Below are 17,744 nucleotides of genomic sequence, written 5' to 3'. Positions count from 1 at the left end.
TCCGTCTCCCTCGGGAGACGGACCTTGGAGCGTCTGCCCAGGCGCCGGACATGGGACAAGCCGCCCACGGGAACAGAATGCTTCTGATCCCGTGGGCGGCTTGTTTTTTGCAGAATACAGCCGGCCCATTCGCCGGAATTCCCTTGACCTTCTCCCTGGTGGAAGGTGTAAGGTACACAGGAGCCGGAAAAATTTAATGAATTTTTTAGCTTTTCTTTTGGGAAAGCTAATGGTCTGGCGGTAAGATGGAACAAAAGCCCGGGAGGGTCCGGCCGTCTGTCCCAGACCGCCGTCCGGACCTGGAGTGGGCGGGAGAAACGTTTCAACTCGGTACATAAAGGAGTCAATGCCATGGAAACCACACAAACTGTCCCGGAGAGCAATCTCACCCCGGCGGGCCCGGAGACGGAGCCCGCCCCCCTGTGGACGGGTCCCAAGAAGCGGCGCAAATGGATCAAGCGCGTCCTTGTGATTGCGGCCGTTCTGGTCCTGCTGTTCTGGATCGTGGTCCGGCCCATGCTCAGCGGCGGGGCACCCGCCGTGGGGGCCTATCAGACCGCCCAGGTCCAGCGCCAGGACCTGACGGTGTCTGTGTCCGGCTCGGGCACGGTCACCCCCATCGAGTCCTACCAGGTGTCCGCCCTGGTCACCGGGGAGATCCTGGAGTCCCCCTTTGAGGACGGGGACCAGGTGGAGCAGGACCAGCTCCTCTACCGCATCGACCCGGGCAGCGCCCAGACCGCCCTCCAGCAGGCCCAGCTGTCGGTGCAGCAGGCCCAGATGAACTACGACACCCTGGCCAGCAGCCTCCAGGTGAAGGCCATCGGCGGCGGGGTGGTCCAGACCCTCCATGTCCAGGAGGGGGACCTGGTCTCCGCCGGGACGGCCGTTGCCGACATCACCGACACCTCCACCATGACCCTCACGGTGCCCTTCCAGGCCGGTGACGCCGCCCACATCTCGGCGGGCCAGACGGCCCAGGTCACCCTGTCCGGCACCCTGGAGACCCTGACCGGCACGGTGGAGTCGGTGGCCCCCGCCGACCAGGTGGGGAACGGGGGCGCTCTGGTGCGGCAGGTGAAGATCCGCCTCGCCAATCCCGGGGCCCTCACCGAAACAACCAGCGCCACCGCCCGGGTGGGTACATACGCCTGCGCCTCCGGCGGCACCCTCTCCCCCCGGCTGCGGCAGACCATCACCGCCGCCGCCAGCGGGGAGATCACCGACCTGAACGTGTCCGTGGGCAGCCGGGTGTCCGCCGGGGCGGTGCTGGCCGCCATCGGGGGCGAGTCCGCGGAGAATTCCCTGGCCGACGCCGCCCTGGCCGTCCAGAACGCCCAGCTCTCCCTCCAGAGCGCCCAGGAGGCCCTGGACAGCTACACCATCACCTCCCCCATCTCGGGCACCGTCATTGAGAAGAACCTGAAGGCCGGGGACCAGCTCAACGGGGGCGATTCGGGGGCCATGGCGGTCATCTACGACCTGAGCCAGCTGGAGCTGCAGATGGACGTGAGCGAGCTGGACATCGGCCAGATCCAGCCGGGACAGACGGTGGAGATCACCGCCGAGGCCCTGCCCGGCCAGACCTTTACCGGCGTGGTGGAGAAGGTGAGCGTCAACGGCACCACCACCGACGGCTTTACCACCTACCCGGTGACCATCCTCCTGTCGGAGTACGGGGACCTGAACCCGGGCATGAATGTGTCCGCCGACATCATCGTGGAGCGCTCGGAGAACGCCCTGTGTGTGCCCGCCGAAGCGGTGAACAGCGACGGCACCGTCCTGGTGGCCGGGGAGGGGGCCTTTGCCGAGGACGGCGTGACCATCGCCGACCCCTCCAAAATCGAGAGCCGCCCGGTGACCCTGGGCCGGGGCAGCCAGGATTTTGTGGAGATCACCTCCGGCCTGGAGGAGGGGGAGACCGTCCTCCTGCCCATCCAGTCCCAGAGCGGCATGGCCACCGCCGGCTCCGCCGCGGTCACAACAGCGGGGTGAGGGTATGGCCCATCTGATTGAATTACGGAACGTGTATAAGATCTACCCCATGGGGGACGAGGCGGTCCACGCCCTGGACGGGGTGAGCCTCACCATCGACCAGGGGGAGTTCGTGGCCATTGTGGGCTCCTCCGGCTCCGGCAAGTCCACCGCCATGAACATCATCGGCTGTCTGGACGTGCCCACCTCGGGCACCTACCACCTGGGGGGCGTAGATGTGTCCACCATGGACGACGACCAGCAGGCGGAGATCCGCAACAAAATGCTGGGGTTCATCTTCCAGCAGTACAACCTGATCCCCAAGCTCACCGTGCTGGAGAACGTGGAGCTCCCCCTGCTGTACGCCGGGGTGCCCGCGGCGGAGCGGAAAGAGCGGGCGGTCCGGGCCCTGGGCCGGGTGGGGCTGGAGAGCAAGCAGAAGAACCTGCCCTCCCAGCTCTCCGGCGGCCAGCAGCAGCGGGTGTCCATCGCCCGGGCCCTGGCGGGGAACCCCTCGGTGATCCTGGCCGACGAGCCCACCGGGGCCCTGGACTCCCGCACCGGCCGGGAGGTGCTGGGATTTTTGAAGAAGCTCAACCGGGAGGGGGACACAGTGGTCCTCATCACCCACGACAACTCTATCGCGGTGAAGGCCGACCGGATCATCCGCCTCCAGGACGGGAAAATCATCTACGACGGGGACGCCCGCGACCCCCGGGCGGTGGTCCAGCCCGGCGAGGCCGGAGAAGCGGATGAGACGCAGGAACAGGAGGTGGGCGCATGAACGCGGGACAGTCCTTCCGTCTGGCCCTCAAGGCCCTGACCACCAGCAAGATGCGCTCCCTGCTCACCATGCTGGGCATCATCATCGGCGTGGCCTCGGTCATCGTCATCCTGGCCCTGGGCAACGGGGTCCAGGGGATGATCGACGAGCAGGTGGATAAGCTGGGCATCAATATGATGCAGACCTACGTGTGGGGCCGGGGAGACGGCTCCACCATGGATCTGGACCCCTCGGATATGTACGACCTGGTGGAGGCCAACCCGGATGTGCTCACCGGCGTGTCCCCCTATGTCTCCTTCCAGGCCACCCTGCGCCACAGAGACCAGAAATTTGACCAGACCCAGCTCTACGGCGTCAGCGAGGTTATGTTTAACAGCGACACCCAGTCCACCATGGATGGGGGCCAGAAGCTGACTCAGGGGCGGTTCCTCTCCTACTTAGACGTGGCCCGGCGGCAGAACGTGTGCGTCATCGGGGCCTACCTGGCCCAGGAGGCCTTCGGGGGCGGCGAACAGGCCCTGGGGCAGACCCTGTCCATCAACGGCACTTCCTATACGGTCATTGGGGTGCTGGACCGGCTGAATACGACAACCGAAATGGCCGCGGGGGGCTCGGACGACCAGATCTACATCCCCTATGAGAACGCCCTGCAGATTATGGGGGCCCGGTATGTGACCCTCTATGTGTTCACCAGCACCTCGGGGGAGACCGCCGCCCAGGCCAAAGCCATCATCGACGGCATGCTCTACGACCACTTCCAGGGGGACGAGGACGCCTACTATACCACGACCATGGAGGAGCAGGCCAACCTCATCAACGCCATGATGGGGGTGGTCATGGGGGTGCTGGTGGCCATCGCCGCCATCTCCCTGCTGGTGGGCGGCATCGGCATCATGAACATCATGCTGGTGTCGGTCACCGAGCGCACCCGGGAGATCGGCATCCGAAAGTCCCTGGGGGCCAAGCGGCGGGACATCCGCAGCCAGTTCGTCATCGAGGCGGGGACCACCTCCGCCATCGGCGGGCTGCTGGGCATCGCCCTGGGCTGCCTGCTGGCCATGGGGGTGGGCTCCATCCTGGGGGCCATGCTCACCTCCCAGATGGGGGGCGGGGCCACCTTCTCCGCCACTCCCACCGTCGGGGCGGTGGCCGTCAGCTTCGGGGTGTCCGTGGGCATCGGGGTGCTGTTCGGATACCTGCCCGCCAATAAGGCGGCGAAACTCAATCCCATTGACGCGCTGCGGTACGACTAAATTTGAGAGTGGAGAGTGAAGAGTAGAGAGTGGAGATATGGAATTCGCCGGAGGCGAATGATTTTTTAAATGTCCGGCTTCGCCGGACACCATATCTTCACTCTTCACTCTCAACTCTACACTCTTTCAAGAAAGGTGTTTTATGATGAAACGACGCATATTGACCGGCCTGCTGGCCTGCTGTCTCTCCCTCTCCCTGGCCCTGCCCGGCTTCGCGGCGGGGGCCATCCCCTCCCCCGGGGAGGTGTCCCAGGTGGTCACCGCCCTGGGCGTCCTGGACGGGGGCTCCGGCGGAGACCTGGAGCTGTCCCGGAACGTGACCCGGGCGGAGTTTATCACCATGGCCCTGAAGGCCTCCCCCAACGGGGACCAGGTGGGGGAGGCCTCCACCTCCCCCTACCCGGACGTGCCCTACACCCACTGGGCGGCGGGCTATGTGGAGGCCGCCGTGGCCGCCGGGCTGGTGACCGCCTACTCCGACGGCACCTTCCGCCCGGACAACCCCATCACCCTGGCGGAGGGGGCCACCATCGCCCTGGGGCTGCTGGGCTACACAGCGGAGGACTACTCCGGGGCCTACCCCACCCCCCAGCTGGCCCTGTACCGGAGCAAGGGGCTGGACCAGGGGGTGTCCGCCCAGCGGGCGTCGGACTCCCTCACCCGGCAGGACGCCATGTACCTCTTCTATAACCTGATGACCGCAGACACCAGGGAGGGGAGCGTCTATGTGAGCCAGCTGGGTTACTCCCTCAACGCCGCCGGGGAGCTGGACCTGGTGGGCCTCATCAACGGGGAGATGGAGGGGCCCCTGGTGGCCTCCGGCGACTGGCGCAGCTCCATCCCCTTCTCCCTGGAGGGGGTGACGGTGAACCGGAACGGGACCATCTCCAACCTGGGGGCCATCCAGGAGAATGACGTGATCTACTGGAACCAGTCCATGCGCACCCTGTGGGTGTCCTCGGAGAAGGTGATGGGGATCATCCAGTCCCTGGAGCCCTCCGCCTCCAGCCCCACCTCGGTGCAGGTGCTGGGCCGCACCTATGAGATCGAGAGCGCCCAGGCCGCTCTGGCCCTGTCCGACCTGGGGACCTACGGGGTGGGGGACACGGTGACCCTCCTCCTGGGCCGCAGCGGCGGCGTGGCGGCGGTGGCCGGCCCCAGCGCCGTCAAAAATGAGCTGTGCGGCGTGGTCACCGAGACCCAGCGCAGCACCTACGACGACGGCCACGGCGGCACCTATACCGCCGATATGGTGACCATCCTGGCCACCGACGGCAGTACCTATCAGTACCAGTGGACCGCCAACTACCTGGAGGCCGGCGACCCGGTGGGCGTCAGCTTTGACGCCGGCGGCTCAGTCACCTTGACGCATCTGAGCTCTTCCGGCCTCAGCGGGACCGTGTCCCAGGACGGGACCCGGGTGGGTGACCGCCGTTTCGCCGATGGGGCGGAGATCCTGGACGTCACCGGGAGCAGCGCGGTAAAAATCTTCCCCAGCCGTCTGGCGGGCTTGAACCTGACCCGGGACAATGTCACCTACTACTCCCTCAACGGCAGCGGGGAGATCGACCGGCTGATCCTGAACGACGCCACCGGCGACGCGGGTCAGTTCGGCATCCTCATCCGCATGGACGACACGGGAGACGACTGGAGTTCCCTCTACTCCTATGAGTACGATCTGGGCGGCAGCGTCTACACCCTGCCCGCCAGCACCACCCGTTTCCCGGTGAGCCTGGGCGGCATCCGCGTGGTGGGCGATCCCGCCGACCCCGACCGGCTGTACTCCCTCAACGAGGTGAAGGCCGACGGCGTCAGCGGCAGCACCCTGCGGGCCGGGAGCCGGAGCTACACCATCTCCGACCAGGTGGTGGTCTACGAGTACCGGGACCGGCAGTATTTCCCCTCCACCCTGGACCGGGTCCAGGAGCTGGGCCTGTCCCTCACCGGCTGGTACGACCGGCCGGAGAACCAGGGCGGCCGCATCCGGGTCATCGTGGCGCGGTAAAGTTACACTGTAAATTCAACGCGGAGAGGCGTGGCCAAAAGATGGCCGCGCCTCTCCGCGTTTTTCCATTTATGAGGACGTTTCAATCCGCTAAAAACGAATGAAATTCGAAGCGATCTTGCAATATCGGAATGGAGTGGTGGAGCTGCGCTTTTCCTTCTCCACATAGTGCGGAATGACACACGGCTATATTTGCGGAAAAAATTAACAAAACCCCTGGTCTGACAGGAAAATTTTGTAATATATTCTGAAATAGAATGATGTACATGATTTTTTGTAATTTCATAATTGACAAGTCGCGCAAGTCGTCCTAAAATTTGTTGCACAACGTGTGAGAGACGCGTTTGGAAAATTGAGGAGGTGCGTGTTTATGCAAAAAGAGGGCCAGGTGCGGATTCCCTCCGGCTGCGCGATTGTAGGCGCCATCGACCGGGCGGGCGGCCCCATCTGCGGGGAAGAGCTGATCCGGGCCATTGCGGTGATGCATGACCGGTCCAACGGCCTGGGAGGCGGCTTCGCAGGATATGGGATCTATCCTCAGTACAAGGAGCTCTATGCCTTTCACTTGTTCTACGAGGACAGCAGTGCAAAAGAGACGTGCGAGCGGTTTCTGGAGCGCCATTTTGACATTGTGAACCTGTCCAAAATCCCCACCAGGCCCCATCCAAGAGTGACCGACGCGCCCCTGATCTGGCGGTATTTTATGGCGCCCCTGCCCAACAAGCTGGAGCAGAGCCAGCTGGACGAGCGGGAGTATGTCCGCCGCTGCGTCACCCGGGTGAACACCCAGATGAAGGGGGCCCATGTGTTCTCCAGCGGAAAGAACATGGGGGTCTTTAAGGCGGTGGGCTACCCGGAGGACGTGGGAGAGTTCTACCGCCTGGAGGAGTACGAGGGGTACGCCTGGACCGCCCACGGCCGCTACCCCACCAACACCCCCGGCTGGTGGGGGGGCGCCCACCCCTTCGCCCTGCTGGACTACTCGGTGGTGCACAACGGGGAGATCTCCTCCTATGACGCCAACCGGCGCTTTATTGAGATGTTCGGCTATCCTGCCCCACCGGTTCTACGCCCTCACCCCCAACACCGCCAGCCCCTACAAGCGGCTGTATGCCATGAACTGAATATGAAAAAAAGGCGGCCAAGGCCGCCTGTAAAAATGCCGTTACTTTTGCGCCGCTGCGCGGCGCAAAAGTCCTCGCTTCGCTTGCCGGAATCCTTGCACAGCAAGGCTTCCGGGGCATTTGATTCCATTCGAGGCGGGCGGCTGCCCCTCGAGCTCCCCCGCCCCAACTCGAGCGGATTCATCTCAACAAAGGTTTTTTGACAAGCTGAAAAAGAGGCGGCCAAGGCCGCCTCTTTTTATTGCTTCCGCTCCAGCACCATCTCCACGTGGGGAATGCCGTCCTCCAGAAACTCCGGGGCCTCCGTGCGGCGGAAGCCCAGCTTCTCATAAAAGCCCTGGGCGTGGGACTGGGCCTCCAGACGGATACGCCGGGCGCCTGTTTTTTCCCAGGCGGCCCGGATTCCCCGCTCCATCAGTACCCGGCCCAGGCCGGTCCCCCGGTCCACTGTGAGCACCCGGCCGATCTGGGCGGTTCCGCGCTCCGGCTCCAGAATCCGCAGGCAGGCCTGAATTGCCCCTCCGCCGTCCCGGACAAACACGTGCCAGGCCCGGCGGTCCAGGCCGTCCGCCTCCTGGTAGGGACAGCGCTGCTCCACCACAAAGACGGCGGTGCGCACCGCCAGCAGATCATAGAGCTCGTCCCGGGTGAGCTCGTCCCAGTGCTTGACAAACCAATCCATGGAAGCTCCCTCCCTCATACTTTTATACCTTGGACCGGGGCAGATTCCACCGGAAGTGGGCGGCCAGCCCCCGGATGAGCACCACCACTGTCAGTCCCAGGAGCATGGCGGCCATGCTCCCCAGCCGGGACCACAGCCCAGCGCAAAGAATTGCCCCGGCCAGGGAGGCGGAGGCGTATACATGCTTGACGAAGATGTACGGGGTATCCCCCGCCAGCTGGTCCCGGAGGACGCCGCCCCCCACGCCGGTGACCACCGCCACAAACACCAGCAGGAACAGGGTGGGCTCCGCCACCGCCTCATAGGCGATTTGGACCCCCACTACCGTGAAAACCCCCAGGCCCAGGGCGTCCATCCAAAACAGCAGGTGGTTGAACAGGGCGGGCTTGTACATGAGCAGCCGCCGCACCCGTCCCAGAAAAAAGACGGCGGACACCGCCAGAGCCACCAGGGCGCTGGTGGGGTCCTGAAAGGCCATGGGGGGCGTCAGCCCTAAAATCAGGTCCCGGATCACCCCGCCGCCCACGGCGGTGACCAGCCCCAGAATGCAAACCCCAAACAGATCCATCCCCTTTTTCAGGCCCGTGAGGGCCCCCGAGGCGGCAAAGGCCACGGTCCCGATGAGATTGACAATCCAAATAAACGGTTCGATGACAGACACCTCCAGACAATGCGGCTTCCATGACAGTGCTGCTCCAGTGTATCGGATTTTACCCCAAAAGGCAAGAGATACTTCCCGTTCCGGCGGTTACAGGCCGGGTTCCGCCAGCCCCATCACGTCCATGCTGTGGCGCATATGGATGGCCATGGCGTGCTCCGCCCCCTCGCCGTCCCGTTTTTTCAGGAACTCCAGCAGCAGGGCGTGGTCCCGGAGGGTGTCCTCCGCCAGCTGCTCCCGATGTTCCCCCCGCTCCACGGCGGTGGAGACCGCCTGGTGGATGATGGGCAGCAGCCGGAGCAGGAACTCGTTGTGGGCGGCCCGGACGATGGCGGTATGGAAGGCCTGGTCCGCCTGGGTGCGGTCCCGGCCCGCCCGGATGCACCGCTCCACCGCCGCCCCCTTCTCCAGAATGTCGGAGAGCTCCTCCGGGGCGGCCCGGCGGCAGGCCAGGGCGGCGCAGCGGGGCTCGAACATGGAGCGCAGCTCAAACAGATCCCGCAGCTGTCCCCGGACCTGCTCCAGGCTGGAGAAGCCGAAGTCGCCGATCTCCTCCACCTGGGGGGAGACAAAGGTGCCTCTGCCCCGGCGCACCTCCAGCACCCCCCGGTCCGCCAGGGTGCGGATGGCCTCCCGGAGGGTGGCCCGGCTCACCCCCAGCTGCTGGGCCAGCTCCAGTTCATTGGGCAGCTTCTCACCGGGCTGGAGCTGCTGTTCCACCACAATGGTGGTGTACAGACGGTCCGCCGTCTGCTGGGACAAGTTTTGTCTGGGCATGAAAATTCTCCTTCTTCTTTCCACAGTTGATGTGATATTTGTGGATTGTTTTTCTCTGGGAAATCGGCATGGGTTTCCGCCGCCTGCTCTTTTTTAGCCTTCCCCCCAGGGGGGAAGGTGCCCCAGTGCTCACTCTGGGGCGGATGAGGGGGCAGGTTTCGGATTGGGGTCGTTGTACGCAGAGGGGATTTCGCAGCTATCTCCGCGCTAAGAGCCGCCCTTCGGGCGGCGGGTTTCTTTCCCAGCGATGGGAAAGAAACCAATGGCCCAGGCCACCTTCTCTTGGCACTGCGGGCCAATTCACCTTGAGGATCGCCGGGGGACGCGGCCGACGGGCACTTCGTGTCCATAGGACCGCTTACCCCCGGACCCCGTTACGGGGGACGCCCTACTGTTTGATGCTGCTGGATTTCCGGCGCGCAAAATTTAAGTGGCTTTCCGCAGTTCAATCCGGCCAACTGGGCCTGGGTATATAAAAATTTTAACTACTGCGCTTTCAGAACTGCGCCTGACTTTGTCGAGCCAACGCTTCTGGTACGTATCCTGGCGGGAGCTCCAAGGGACTCCCCTACGCAAGACGGAAGCCGTCCTACTCTTGTCGTAGGGGAGGGGCTTGCCCCTCCCGCCGTCCATCGGAGCCGTCCCCGACGGCGGAACTCCCCCGGAAAGAACTTCTACGCCCCTTGACATTCTCCCCTCTATCCTATACTATATAGTCAGACAATACAAGAGAAATCAGACAACTTATTTTATAAATTTGTGAGGAGGTCATTTTTTATGCGCAGTGATGTCATTAAGAAAGGCGCCCCCGCCGCCCCCAACCGCTCCCTGCTCTACGCCCTGGGCTACACCAAGGAGGAGCTGGAGCGGCCCCTCATCGGTGTGGTCTGTTCCTACAATGAGATCGTCCCCGGCCACATGAACCTGGACAAGATCGCCGAGGCCGTCAAGGCCGGCGTCCGTGCCGCCGGCGGTACCCCGGTAGAGTTCCCCGCCATCGCCGTGTGTGACGGCATCGCCATGGGCCATGTGGGCATGAAGTACTCCCTGGTCACCCGGGATTTGATCGCCGACTCCACCGAGGCCATGGCTATGGCCCACCAGTTTGACGGCCTGGTGATGATCCCCAACTGTGACAAGAACGTGCCCGGACTGCTCATGGCCGCCGCCCGGGTGAACATCCCCACCATCTTCGTCTCCGGCGGGCCCATGATGGCGGGCACCATGAACGACGGCCGCCGCACCTGCCTCTCCCACATGTTTGAGGCGGTGGGCTCCTACTACGCCGGCAAACTGGACGAGGCGGGTCTGGAGGAATATGAGAACAACGCCTGCCCCACCTGCGGCTCCTGCTCCGGCATGTACACCGCCAACTCCATGAACTGCCTCACCGAGGCCATCGGCATGGGCCTCCGGGGCAACGGCACCATTCCCGCCGTGTGGTCCGCCCGCCTGCGCCTGGCCAAGCACGCGGGCATGCAGATCATGGATCTGGTGGAGAAGAACATCCGCCCCCGGGACATTATGACCGAGGCCGCCTTCCACAACGCGGAGACGGTGGACATGGCCCTGGGCTGTTCCACCAACACCATGCTCCACCTGCCCGCCATCGCCCATGAGTGCGGCATCGAGCTGTCCTTCGACATGGCCAATGAGATCTCTCTGAAAACCCCCAACCTGTGCCACCTGGCCCCGGCGGGAGATACCTACATGGAGGACCTGGAGCGGGCCGGCGGCGTGTATGCCGTCATGGCCGAGCTGGCCGAGGCCGGCCTGCTGGACACCAGCCTGATGACCTGCACCGGCAAGACGGTGGCCGAGAATCTGGAGGGCGTGGTCAACCGCAATCCCGACATCATCCACCCCATCGGCAACCCCTACTCCAAAACCGGCGGCATCGCAGTGCTCAAGGGCAACCTGGCCCCCGACGGCTGCGTGGTGAAGCAGTCCGCCGTGGCCTCCGAGATGATGGTCCACGAGGGACCCGCCCGGGTGTTCGACTGTGAGGACGACGCCATCCAGGCCATTTATGCCGGCAAGATCGTGGCCGGCGACGTGGTGGTCATCCGGTACGAGGGTCCCAAGGGCGGCCCCGGCATGCGGGAGATGCTCAACCCCACCTCCGCCATCGCGGGCATGGGGCTGGACAAGGACGTGGCCCTCATCACCGACGGCCGGTTCTCTGGCGCCACCCGGGGGGCCTCCATCGGCCACGTGTCCCCCGAGGCGGCCTCCGGCGGCCCCATCGGCCTGGTGGAGGAGGGCGACCTGATCGCCATCGACATCCCCAACCACTCTATCACCCTGAAAGTGTCCGACGAAGAGCTGGCCGCCCGGAAGGCCAAGTGGGTCTGCCCGGAGCCCAGAATCAAGACCGGCTATCTGGCCCGCTACGCCAAAATGGTGTCCTCCGCCGACCGCGGCGCCATCCTGGAGTAACTTACTTTCTTTGAAAAAGAAAGTAAGCAAAGAAATTTTATGCGAAGCGTTCGCTTCGCCTCTGCGTTTGAAGGGGCGGGTCTCAGACCTGTCCCTTCAATTTGTCGAAAAAACTGCACAGAATAAAATCCGCCTGAGTTAGGGCGGGGAAGCTCGAGGGGGCAGCCGCCCGCCTCGAATAGAGTCAAATGTCCCGGAAGTCTTGCTGTGCAAGGCTTCCGGCAAGCGAAGCGCAAAAAAGGGACAGGTTCCAGACCTGCCCCCTTTTTGCGCTTTCAGCCGTCTCCATGCACATGGGAGCACTGTGTATGTCCGTGGGGCTCACTTTCAATAAAAGGGGCGAAATGCCCCAGGGCGGGGAGAGGCGGACACCCTTCGGCGCACCGAAGGGAAAGGCAATGGTCTTGATATCGAGGCTGGGCAGAAAAAATTTTCCCCAGTGTTTGAAAAATGTGCTAAAATTGTGGTGCGTTTTCCCGCTATGTGGATGGGAAGCGCTTTTGTACCAAGGATGGAGGCTCAATGGGATGAATAAGACCGCCCTGTATCTCATCTATTTCTGCATCTACTCCGCCGCCCTGCTTCTGATCGGAAAGAGCAGTCTGCGGGAGGACCCCACCGCCCGCAGTTACTTTCTCTGCGACCGGACGGCCAGCCTGCCGCTGTGCATCTGTACATTCGTGGGCACCTGGCTGTCCGCCATTACGATTTTAAGTCTCACCGGCGGGGTGTATGAGGACGGCTTGGCGGTGCTGGCTTACTCAGTGTTTCCCTGGTTTTTTGGCGCATTTCTGCTGGCGGCTGTAAGCCGCCGCCTGTATGCCCACAATGTGGTCACCATCCCGGAGCTGTTCAGCCAGCGCTACCAGTCGCCGGCCCTTCAGGTGGCCTACGGAGCCATTATGGTGGTGGTGTACGTCTGCTACCTGGTCACCCAGTATAAGGGATTCGGGACGGTAGCGGCAGCCCTGTTTGATATCCCCTATCCGGTGGCGGTGCTGATGGTATACCTGTTTGTGTTGTACACCACCTTCGGCGGGTACCGCTCGGTCCTGCGCACAGACGCCTTTAATCTGGTGCTGCTGGTACTCAGTCTGGTGGTGCTGCTGGTGCTGATGATCGGCTGGGTGGGCGGTTTTTCGGAGCTCTATGCCCAGGCGGGGACGCTGACCGGATCGGACCCCTCCAAGAGCCTGCTCTCCCTGTTCAATAACCGCTACACGCCCCTGATCTGCATGTCCATGTTCTGGGGCTGGGGGCTGGGGCTGGCGGCCAATCCCCAGTACATGGTCCGGGTGCTGTCCGCCCGCAATCCACGCAGCGCCCGGTGGACGGTGCTGGGGTCCCTGATCCTACTGGCCTTTTTGTACTTTGCCCTGGTCCACATCGGTTTGGCGGCGCGGGTTCTGGCGCCCCAGTCCCCGGACGTGGCCTCCAGCGACGAGATCATTGTCCACCTGATGAATAACGAGCTGTACAGTGTATGGAGCGGCTTTTTCCTGTTTTCTGTGATCGGAGCCTGTGTGTCCACCGCCAATTCCCAGCTGCTGCTCATTGCGTCGTCCTTCTCCTATGACATCATCCGCACCGTAAGCCCAAAGGAGATTTCAGAGCGGCAGGTTTTGAACCTGGGGCGGCTGGCGGTGTTCGGCGGCGGCACCATCTCCATGCTGCTTGCCCTGAACCCGCCGGAGTTTACCCTGTCCTACGGCGGCGACGTGTGGGGCGGCGTGAGCATCCTGCTTTTCCCTGCCACCTACGGCACTCTGCTGTCCCGCCGGGTTACCAGGCAGGGGGTCTGGGCCTCGGTTCTGGTGGGGGGCGCGGCTATTTTGACGCTGTACCCCGCCTATTACGGCGGCCTGCTGCCCCTGCATCCGGCCCTGCCTGGCGTGATTCTGTCCACGGCCGCCCTGCTTGTGGGGACGGCACTGAGCCGGAGAGAGGAGGCGGCACAATGAAGCTGCGGCGTATCGTGCCACTGGACATTGAGAATAAAATTCTGATCCCCTTTGCCTGCATCAGCCTGGCCACCGTCCTCTGTTTCTGCATCATCCTATATTTTACGGAGTTCCAGGTCAAGGTGGAGACGGAGCGCCAGGAGGCGCAGACCCTGATCGGCTATCTCCAGGCGGACCTCCAGCTGGAGGAGTACCGGCAGCAGCCGGAGCGGCTGCTGGATAAGTACCGGGGAGATTACCGGGGAAACCTGCTGTTTATCTACGACCAGGACGGCCGCTTACTCCTGGGTGACTCGGAGGCGGACGCGGCGTCTATGGAGCTGCTGGAGCAGGTCTCCGTTCCGCAGATGGGCTGGGAGATCCGCTGTTACCTGGACCGGCAGGGGGTGGGCAGCGGGTTTATCGAGGAACAGAAGTATATGATTCTGGCGGCAGTAGCCATGCTGCTGGCCATCGTTCAGGCCAGCGTCCTCATCGCCCACAATATCTCCGATCCCATCCGGCGGCTGAGCGAGGTGTGCCGGGGCATCAGCGGAGATCCCGGCAAGGAGAACCAGCTGGGAGAGGAGTATCTGAACAAGACGGACGAGGTAGGGCAGCTGGCCCGGGCCTTTCAGAAGATGATGGAGCGCATCCGGGGCTACACCGGCGAACTGGAGCGGGTCAAGACCCTTAACGAGAGCATTGTGGAAAACCTGCCCCTCGGAGTGGTGGCCTATGACCAGGACGGCACCCCTATTCTGATCAACGCCGCGGCCTCCACCATGCTCCGGCGGGAGGACGAGCGGGACGGGCAGAACCGCGACCTGCGGATGCTCCTGTCCCGCATCCAGCGGCGGGAGGACGTGCTCCCTGAGCCCGCCCGGCTGACGGATCAGGGCGGAAAGGCTCGGGATTACGAGTTTGGTGTGTGGCAGCTGCGGGAGCCGGACGGCACCCGCTGGGGGGTGCTGTGCACCATCGACGACGTGACCTATAAGAAGCACATGGAGGAGAAGCTCACCGAGGATGAGAAGCTGGCCTACACCGGCAAGCTGGCCGCCGACGTGGCCCACGAGATCCGAAACCCGCTGGCGGGCATCCGGGCGGGCATCCAGGTGGTGAGCCGGAAGCTGGGCGAGGAGCGGGACCGGAAGCTGTGCGGCGGCATGGTGCGGGAGGTGGACCGGGTCAATCTGCTCATCGAAAATCTGCTGAACCTGTCCCGCCGCCGGGAGAGTGAAAAGACAACGGTCAGCCTCAACGCCCTGTTTGAAGAATTGCAGATGCTCTATTTTAAGGTGGCCGAGAACAAGGGCATCCTGTTCAACGCCCTGGTAAATGGCCGCCTATGGCTCTACGCCGACGAGGGGGAGCTGCGCCAGGTGCTTATCAATCTCATCAACAACAGCGTAAAAGCCATGCCGGACGGCGGGGAGCTGGCCATCCGGGCATGGAAGGAGGAGGACGGCGTGGCCCTGTCGGTGGTGGACACCGGAGTGGGCATGACGCAGGAGAAGCTGCACAAGGTGCTGGGCGAAGGGGGAACAGGCGGCCTGGGCCTCTCCATTGTCCAGCGGCTGCTGGCGCAGAACGGCGGCGTGCTGTCCATGGACAGCACGCCCGGGTCTGGGACCCGGGCGCAGATCCGCTTTCCCCACAAAGGAGGTACGGCATGAACACAAAGGTATTGGTGGTGGACGACGAATTTCTGATCCGCATGTCCCTGGAGAGCGGCCTGTCCGACCTGGGGCACCAGGTGAAGACGGCGGAGACCTTTTCCGAGGGGCTGGCCCTGGCGGAGTCCTGGCGGCCGGACGTGGTGCTGCTGGACAACAAGCTGGGGGGCGAGCTGGGCCTGGAGCACATTGAGGACTTCAAAAAGCTGGATGAGGACATTCAGATCATTATGATCACCGCCTACGGCTCAGTCTCTCAGGCGGTGGAGGCCATGAAGCGGGGGGCCTGCCACTACATCCAGAAGCCCTTTGATCTGGAGGAGGTGGACCTGATCATCCGCCGGAACCTGGAGCAGCTGAAGCGCCGCCGGAGCCTGGAGCTCATGCGCCAGCGGCCCCGGCAGATCGTGGGCGAGAGCGAGGCCATCCGGCGCATCTGCCGCAATGTGGCCATCCTGGCGGAGAACGACAATGTGGACCTGCTCATCTGCGGGGAGACCGGCACCGGCAAGGGGGTGGTGGTCAACGCCATCCACGACAGCAGCCCCCGCCGGGACACCCCTCTGGTGAAGATCAACTGCGGGGCCATCCCCGAATCCCTGCTGGAGTCGGAGCTGTTCGGCTATGAGAAGGGGGCCTTCACCGGGGCCAACAAGGCCAAGAAGGGCCTGATGGAGCTGGCCAACGGGGGGACCGTCTTTCTGGATGAGATCGGGGAGCTGCCTCTGGCCATGCAGTCCAAGCTGCTCACCTTCCTGGAGGACCGGCGGTTCAAGCGGGTGGGCGGCCTGCGGGACATTGAGGTCAATGTGCGCATCATCGCCGCCACCAACCGGGATCTGGACGCGGAGGTGCAGAAGGGCACCTTCCGGGAGGATCTGTACTACCGCCTGAACGTGATGCAGATCCGCATTCCGCCCCTGCGGGAGCGGCGGGAGGACATTCCGGTGCTGGCCCGTTACTACCTGGAGCACTTCAACCGGAAGTTCAACAAGCATGTCCGGGACGTCGCCCCCGCCTTTTTGGAGGAGATGGAGCGCTACTCCTGGAAGGGAAATGTGCGGGAGCTGCGCAACGTGATGGAGCGGTGCGTCCTGTTCAGCCAGGGGGAGCTGCTCACCGGAGAGGAGACCGGCCTGGAGTTCAAACGGGAGGACGGCGCCGCCGCGGGCCCCAGCTACCCCATGAAAGATCTGACACAAAGCCCGATTGACCTGAAGCGGGAGGTGGACGCCTTTGAGCGCGCCTACATCGACCGGGCGCTGGAGCTCTCCGGGGGCAACAGCAGCCGGGCGGCCCAGCTGCTGGGCTGCACCCGCTTTACCCTGAAACGGCGTCTGGAGCAGGGCGGTGAGGAGACATAGACTGCGGCTGTGCAGTTTTGCACGGGAGGGTGTGCGGTTTCGCACACCCTCTCGCCGTCTTTACCAGCACAGAGTGAATACACGACTGAATGGGATGAAAGGGAACGAAAAGAATTTGTAGAGAAAAGGCGGAATTCACAAAAAACAGGACATATTTTACAGTTTTTTATGAATATTAGAAAAGTTGGCACGGGGCTTGCAATATAATAGAACTGACTATCATTTGCAAGGAGGCAATCCGTATGTACAAAGTAGATCTGAACAGCGATCTGGGTGAGAGCTTCGGCGCCTATACCATCGGCTTGGATGAGGCGGTCATTGCTCACATCTCCTCCGCCAATGTGGCCTGCGGCTATCACGCCGGCGACCCCCTGGTGATGGACAAGACGGTGGCCGCCGCCAAGGCCGCCGGCGTGGCGGTGGGCGCTCACCCCGGCTACCCCGACCTCATGGGCTTCGGCCGCCGGAACATGGTGTGCTCCCCCAAGGAGGTCAAGGCCTACATCCAGTACCAGCTGGGCGCGCTGATGGCCTTCACCGCCGCCCACGGGGTGAAGCTGCAACACTGCAAGCCCCACGGCTCCTTGTACAACATGGCCGCCAAGGACATGGACCTGTCCCTGGCCATCGCCGAGGCCATCGCCGAGGTGGACAAGGACATCATCCTCATGGGCCTGGCGGGCAGCAAGATGCTGGAGGCCGGCAAGCGGGTGGGCCTGCGGGTGGCCAGCGAGGTCTTTGCCGACCGGGCCTATCAGGCGGACGGCTCCCTGGTGCCCCGGAAGCAGCCCGGCGCGGTGATCCACGACAAGGACGAGGCCATTGCCCGCACCATCCGCATGGTCACCGAGGGCAAGGTCACCGCCATCACCGGCGAGGAGGTGTCCATTGACGCCCACTCCATCTGCGTCCACGGCGACAACCCCTCCGCGGTGGAGTTCGTCAAGAACATCCGTGCGGCCCTGAACGCCCAGGGCGTGGAGATCGCCCCTCTGTCTGCAATCGTGTGATGTGTGACTGAGAGACAGACATAAGGAGAGACCCCTGAATTTCATATCATGGGAG

General features: G+C 63.4%; 13 protein-coding genes. 10 read left to right on the top strand and 3 right to left on the bottom strand.

What is annotated here, in order from left to right; translation table 11 throughout:
- The first annotated feature begins 351 nt into the window (after positions 1–351).
- The 5 genes from B5F19_RS04915 to B5F19_RS04895 all read left to right on the top strand — a co-directional run bounded on the left by B5F19_RS04915 (position 352) and on the right by B5F19_RS04895 (position 7,343).
- A complete protein-coding gene (locus tag B5F19_RS04915; protein WP_087288553.1) occupies positions 352–1,995 on the top strand; it encodes an efflux RND transporter periplasmic adaptor subunit in 1,644 nt (547 codons plus the stop codon).
- 4 nt (positions 1,996–1,999) lie between these two features.
- Positions 2,000–2,758, top strand: coding sequence for an ABC transporter ATP-binding protein (locus B5F19_RS04910; protein WP_087288549.1), 759 nt, complete (start codon positions 2,000–2,002; stop codon positions 2,756–2,758).
- A complete protein-coding gene (locus tag B5F19_RS04905; protein WP_087288548.1) occupies positions 2,755–4,011 on the top strand; it encodes an ABC transporter permease in 1,257 nt (418 codons plus the stop codon). The genes B5F19_RS04910 and B5F19_RS04905 overlap by 4 nt, the downstream gene beginning before the upstream one ends.
- 145 nt (positions 4,012–4,156) lie before the next feature.
- On the top strand, positions 4,157–6,016 hold the full coding sequence (locus B5F19_RS04900) for an S-layer homology domain-containing protein (RefSeq protein WP_162612519.1): 1,860 nt from the start codon (positions 4,157–4,159) through the stop codon (positions 6,014–6,016).
- Positions 6,017–6,386: 370 nt separating this feature from the next.
- Positions 6,387–7,343, top strand: a complete 957-nt coding sequence (locus tag B5F19_RS04895) for a hypothetical protein (protein ID WP_140394156.1) — start codon at positions 6,387–6,389, stop codon at positions 7,341–7,343.
- A gap of 35 nt (positions 7,344–7,378) precedes the next feature.
- Here B5F19_RS04895 and B5F19_RS04890 read toward each other — a convergent pair whose 3' ends face one another.
- From B5F19_RS04890 to B5F19_RS04880, 3 genes are all read right to left on the bottom strand, one after another.
- A complete protein-coding gene (locus B5F19_RS04890; protein ID WP_087288544.1) occupies positions 7,379–7,822 on the bottom strand; it encodes a GNAT family N-acetyltransferase in 444 nt (147 codons plus the stop codon).
- Positions 7,823–7,844: 22 nt separating this feature from the next.
- On the bottom strand, positions 7,845–8,483 hold the full coding sequence (locus B5F19_RS04885) for a TRIC cation channel family protein (protein WP_343219414.1): 639 nt from the start codon (positions 8,481–8,483) through the stop codon (positions 7,845–7,847).
- Between the two features lie 87 nt (positions 8,484–8,570).
- Positions 8,571–9,257, bottom strand: coding sequence for an FCD domain-containing protein (locus B5F19_RS04880; protein ID WP_087288543.1), 687 nt, complete (start codon positions 9,255–9,257; stop codon positions 8,571–8,573).
- 777 nt (positions 9,258–10,034) lie between these two features.
- On the opposite strand from B5F19_RS04880, the gene ilvD reads away from it, so the two are divergent.
- From ilvD to B5F19_RS04855, 5 genes are all read left to right on the top strand, one after another.
- Positions 10,035–11,696 (top strand): dihydroxy-acid dehydratase, encoded by a 1,662-nt coding sequence (gene ilvD / locus B5F19_RS04875; protein ID WP_087288541.1) that lies wholly within the window; start codon positions 10,035–10,037, stop codon positions 11,694–11,696.
- A 527-nt stretch (positions 11,697–12,223) separates the two neighbouring features.
- Positions 12,224–13,657 carry a sodium:solute symporter family protein gene (locus tag B5F19_RS04870; protein WP_087288540.1) on the top strand — a complete coding sequence of 478 codons (1,434 nt, stop codon included), beginning with the start codon at positions 12,224–12,226 and terminating at the stop codon, positions 13,655–13,657.
- The gene (locus B5F19_RS04865) at positions 13,654–15,315 is read left to right on the top strand and encodes an ATP-binding protein (RefSeq protein ID WP_087288538.1); all 1,662 of its coding nucleotides are present in this window, start codon (positions 13,654–13,656) and stop codon (positions 15,313–15,315) included. The genes B5F19_RS04870 and B5F19_RS04865 overlap by 4 nt, the downstream gene beginning before the upstream one ends.
- Positions 15,312–16,679 carry a sigma-54 dependent transcriptional regulator gene (locus B5F19_RS04860; RefSeq protein ID WP_087288537.1) on the top strand — a complete coding sequence of 456 codons (1,368 nt, stop codon included), beginning with the start codon at positions 15,312–15,314 and terminating at the stop codon, positions 16,677–16,679. The genes B5F19_RS04865 and B5F19_RS04860 overlap by 4 nt, the downstream gene beginning before the upstream one ends.
- 242 nt (positions 16,680–16,921) lie before the next feature.
- Positions 16,922–17,689: a 5-oxoprolinase subunit PxpA gene (locus tag B5F19_RS04855; RefSeq protein WP_087288535.1), complete on the top strand. Its 768-nt coding sequence runs from the start codon at positions 16,922–16,924 to the stop codon at positions 17,687–17,689.
- Positions 17,690–17,744: the final 55 nt, after the last annotated feature.

This window comes from Pseudoflavonifractor sp. An184 (assembly GCF_002160305.1).
GTDB lineage: Bacteria > Bacillota > Clostridia > Oscillospirales > Oscillospiraceae > Lawsonibacter > Lawsonibacter pullicola.
Note: the sequence above shows the minus strand (reverse complement) of the source record. Positions and strands in the feature narration are given on the sequence as shown.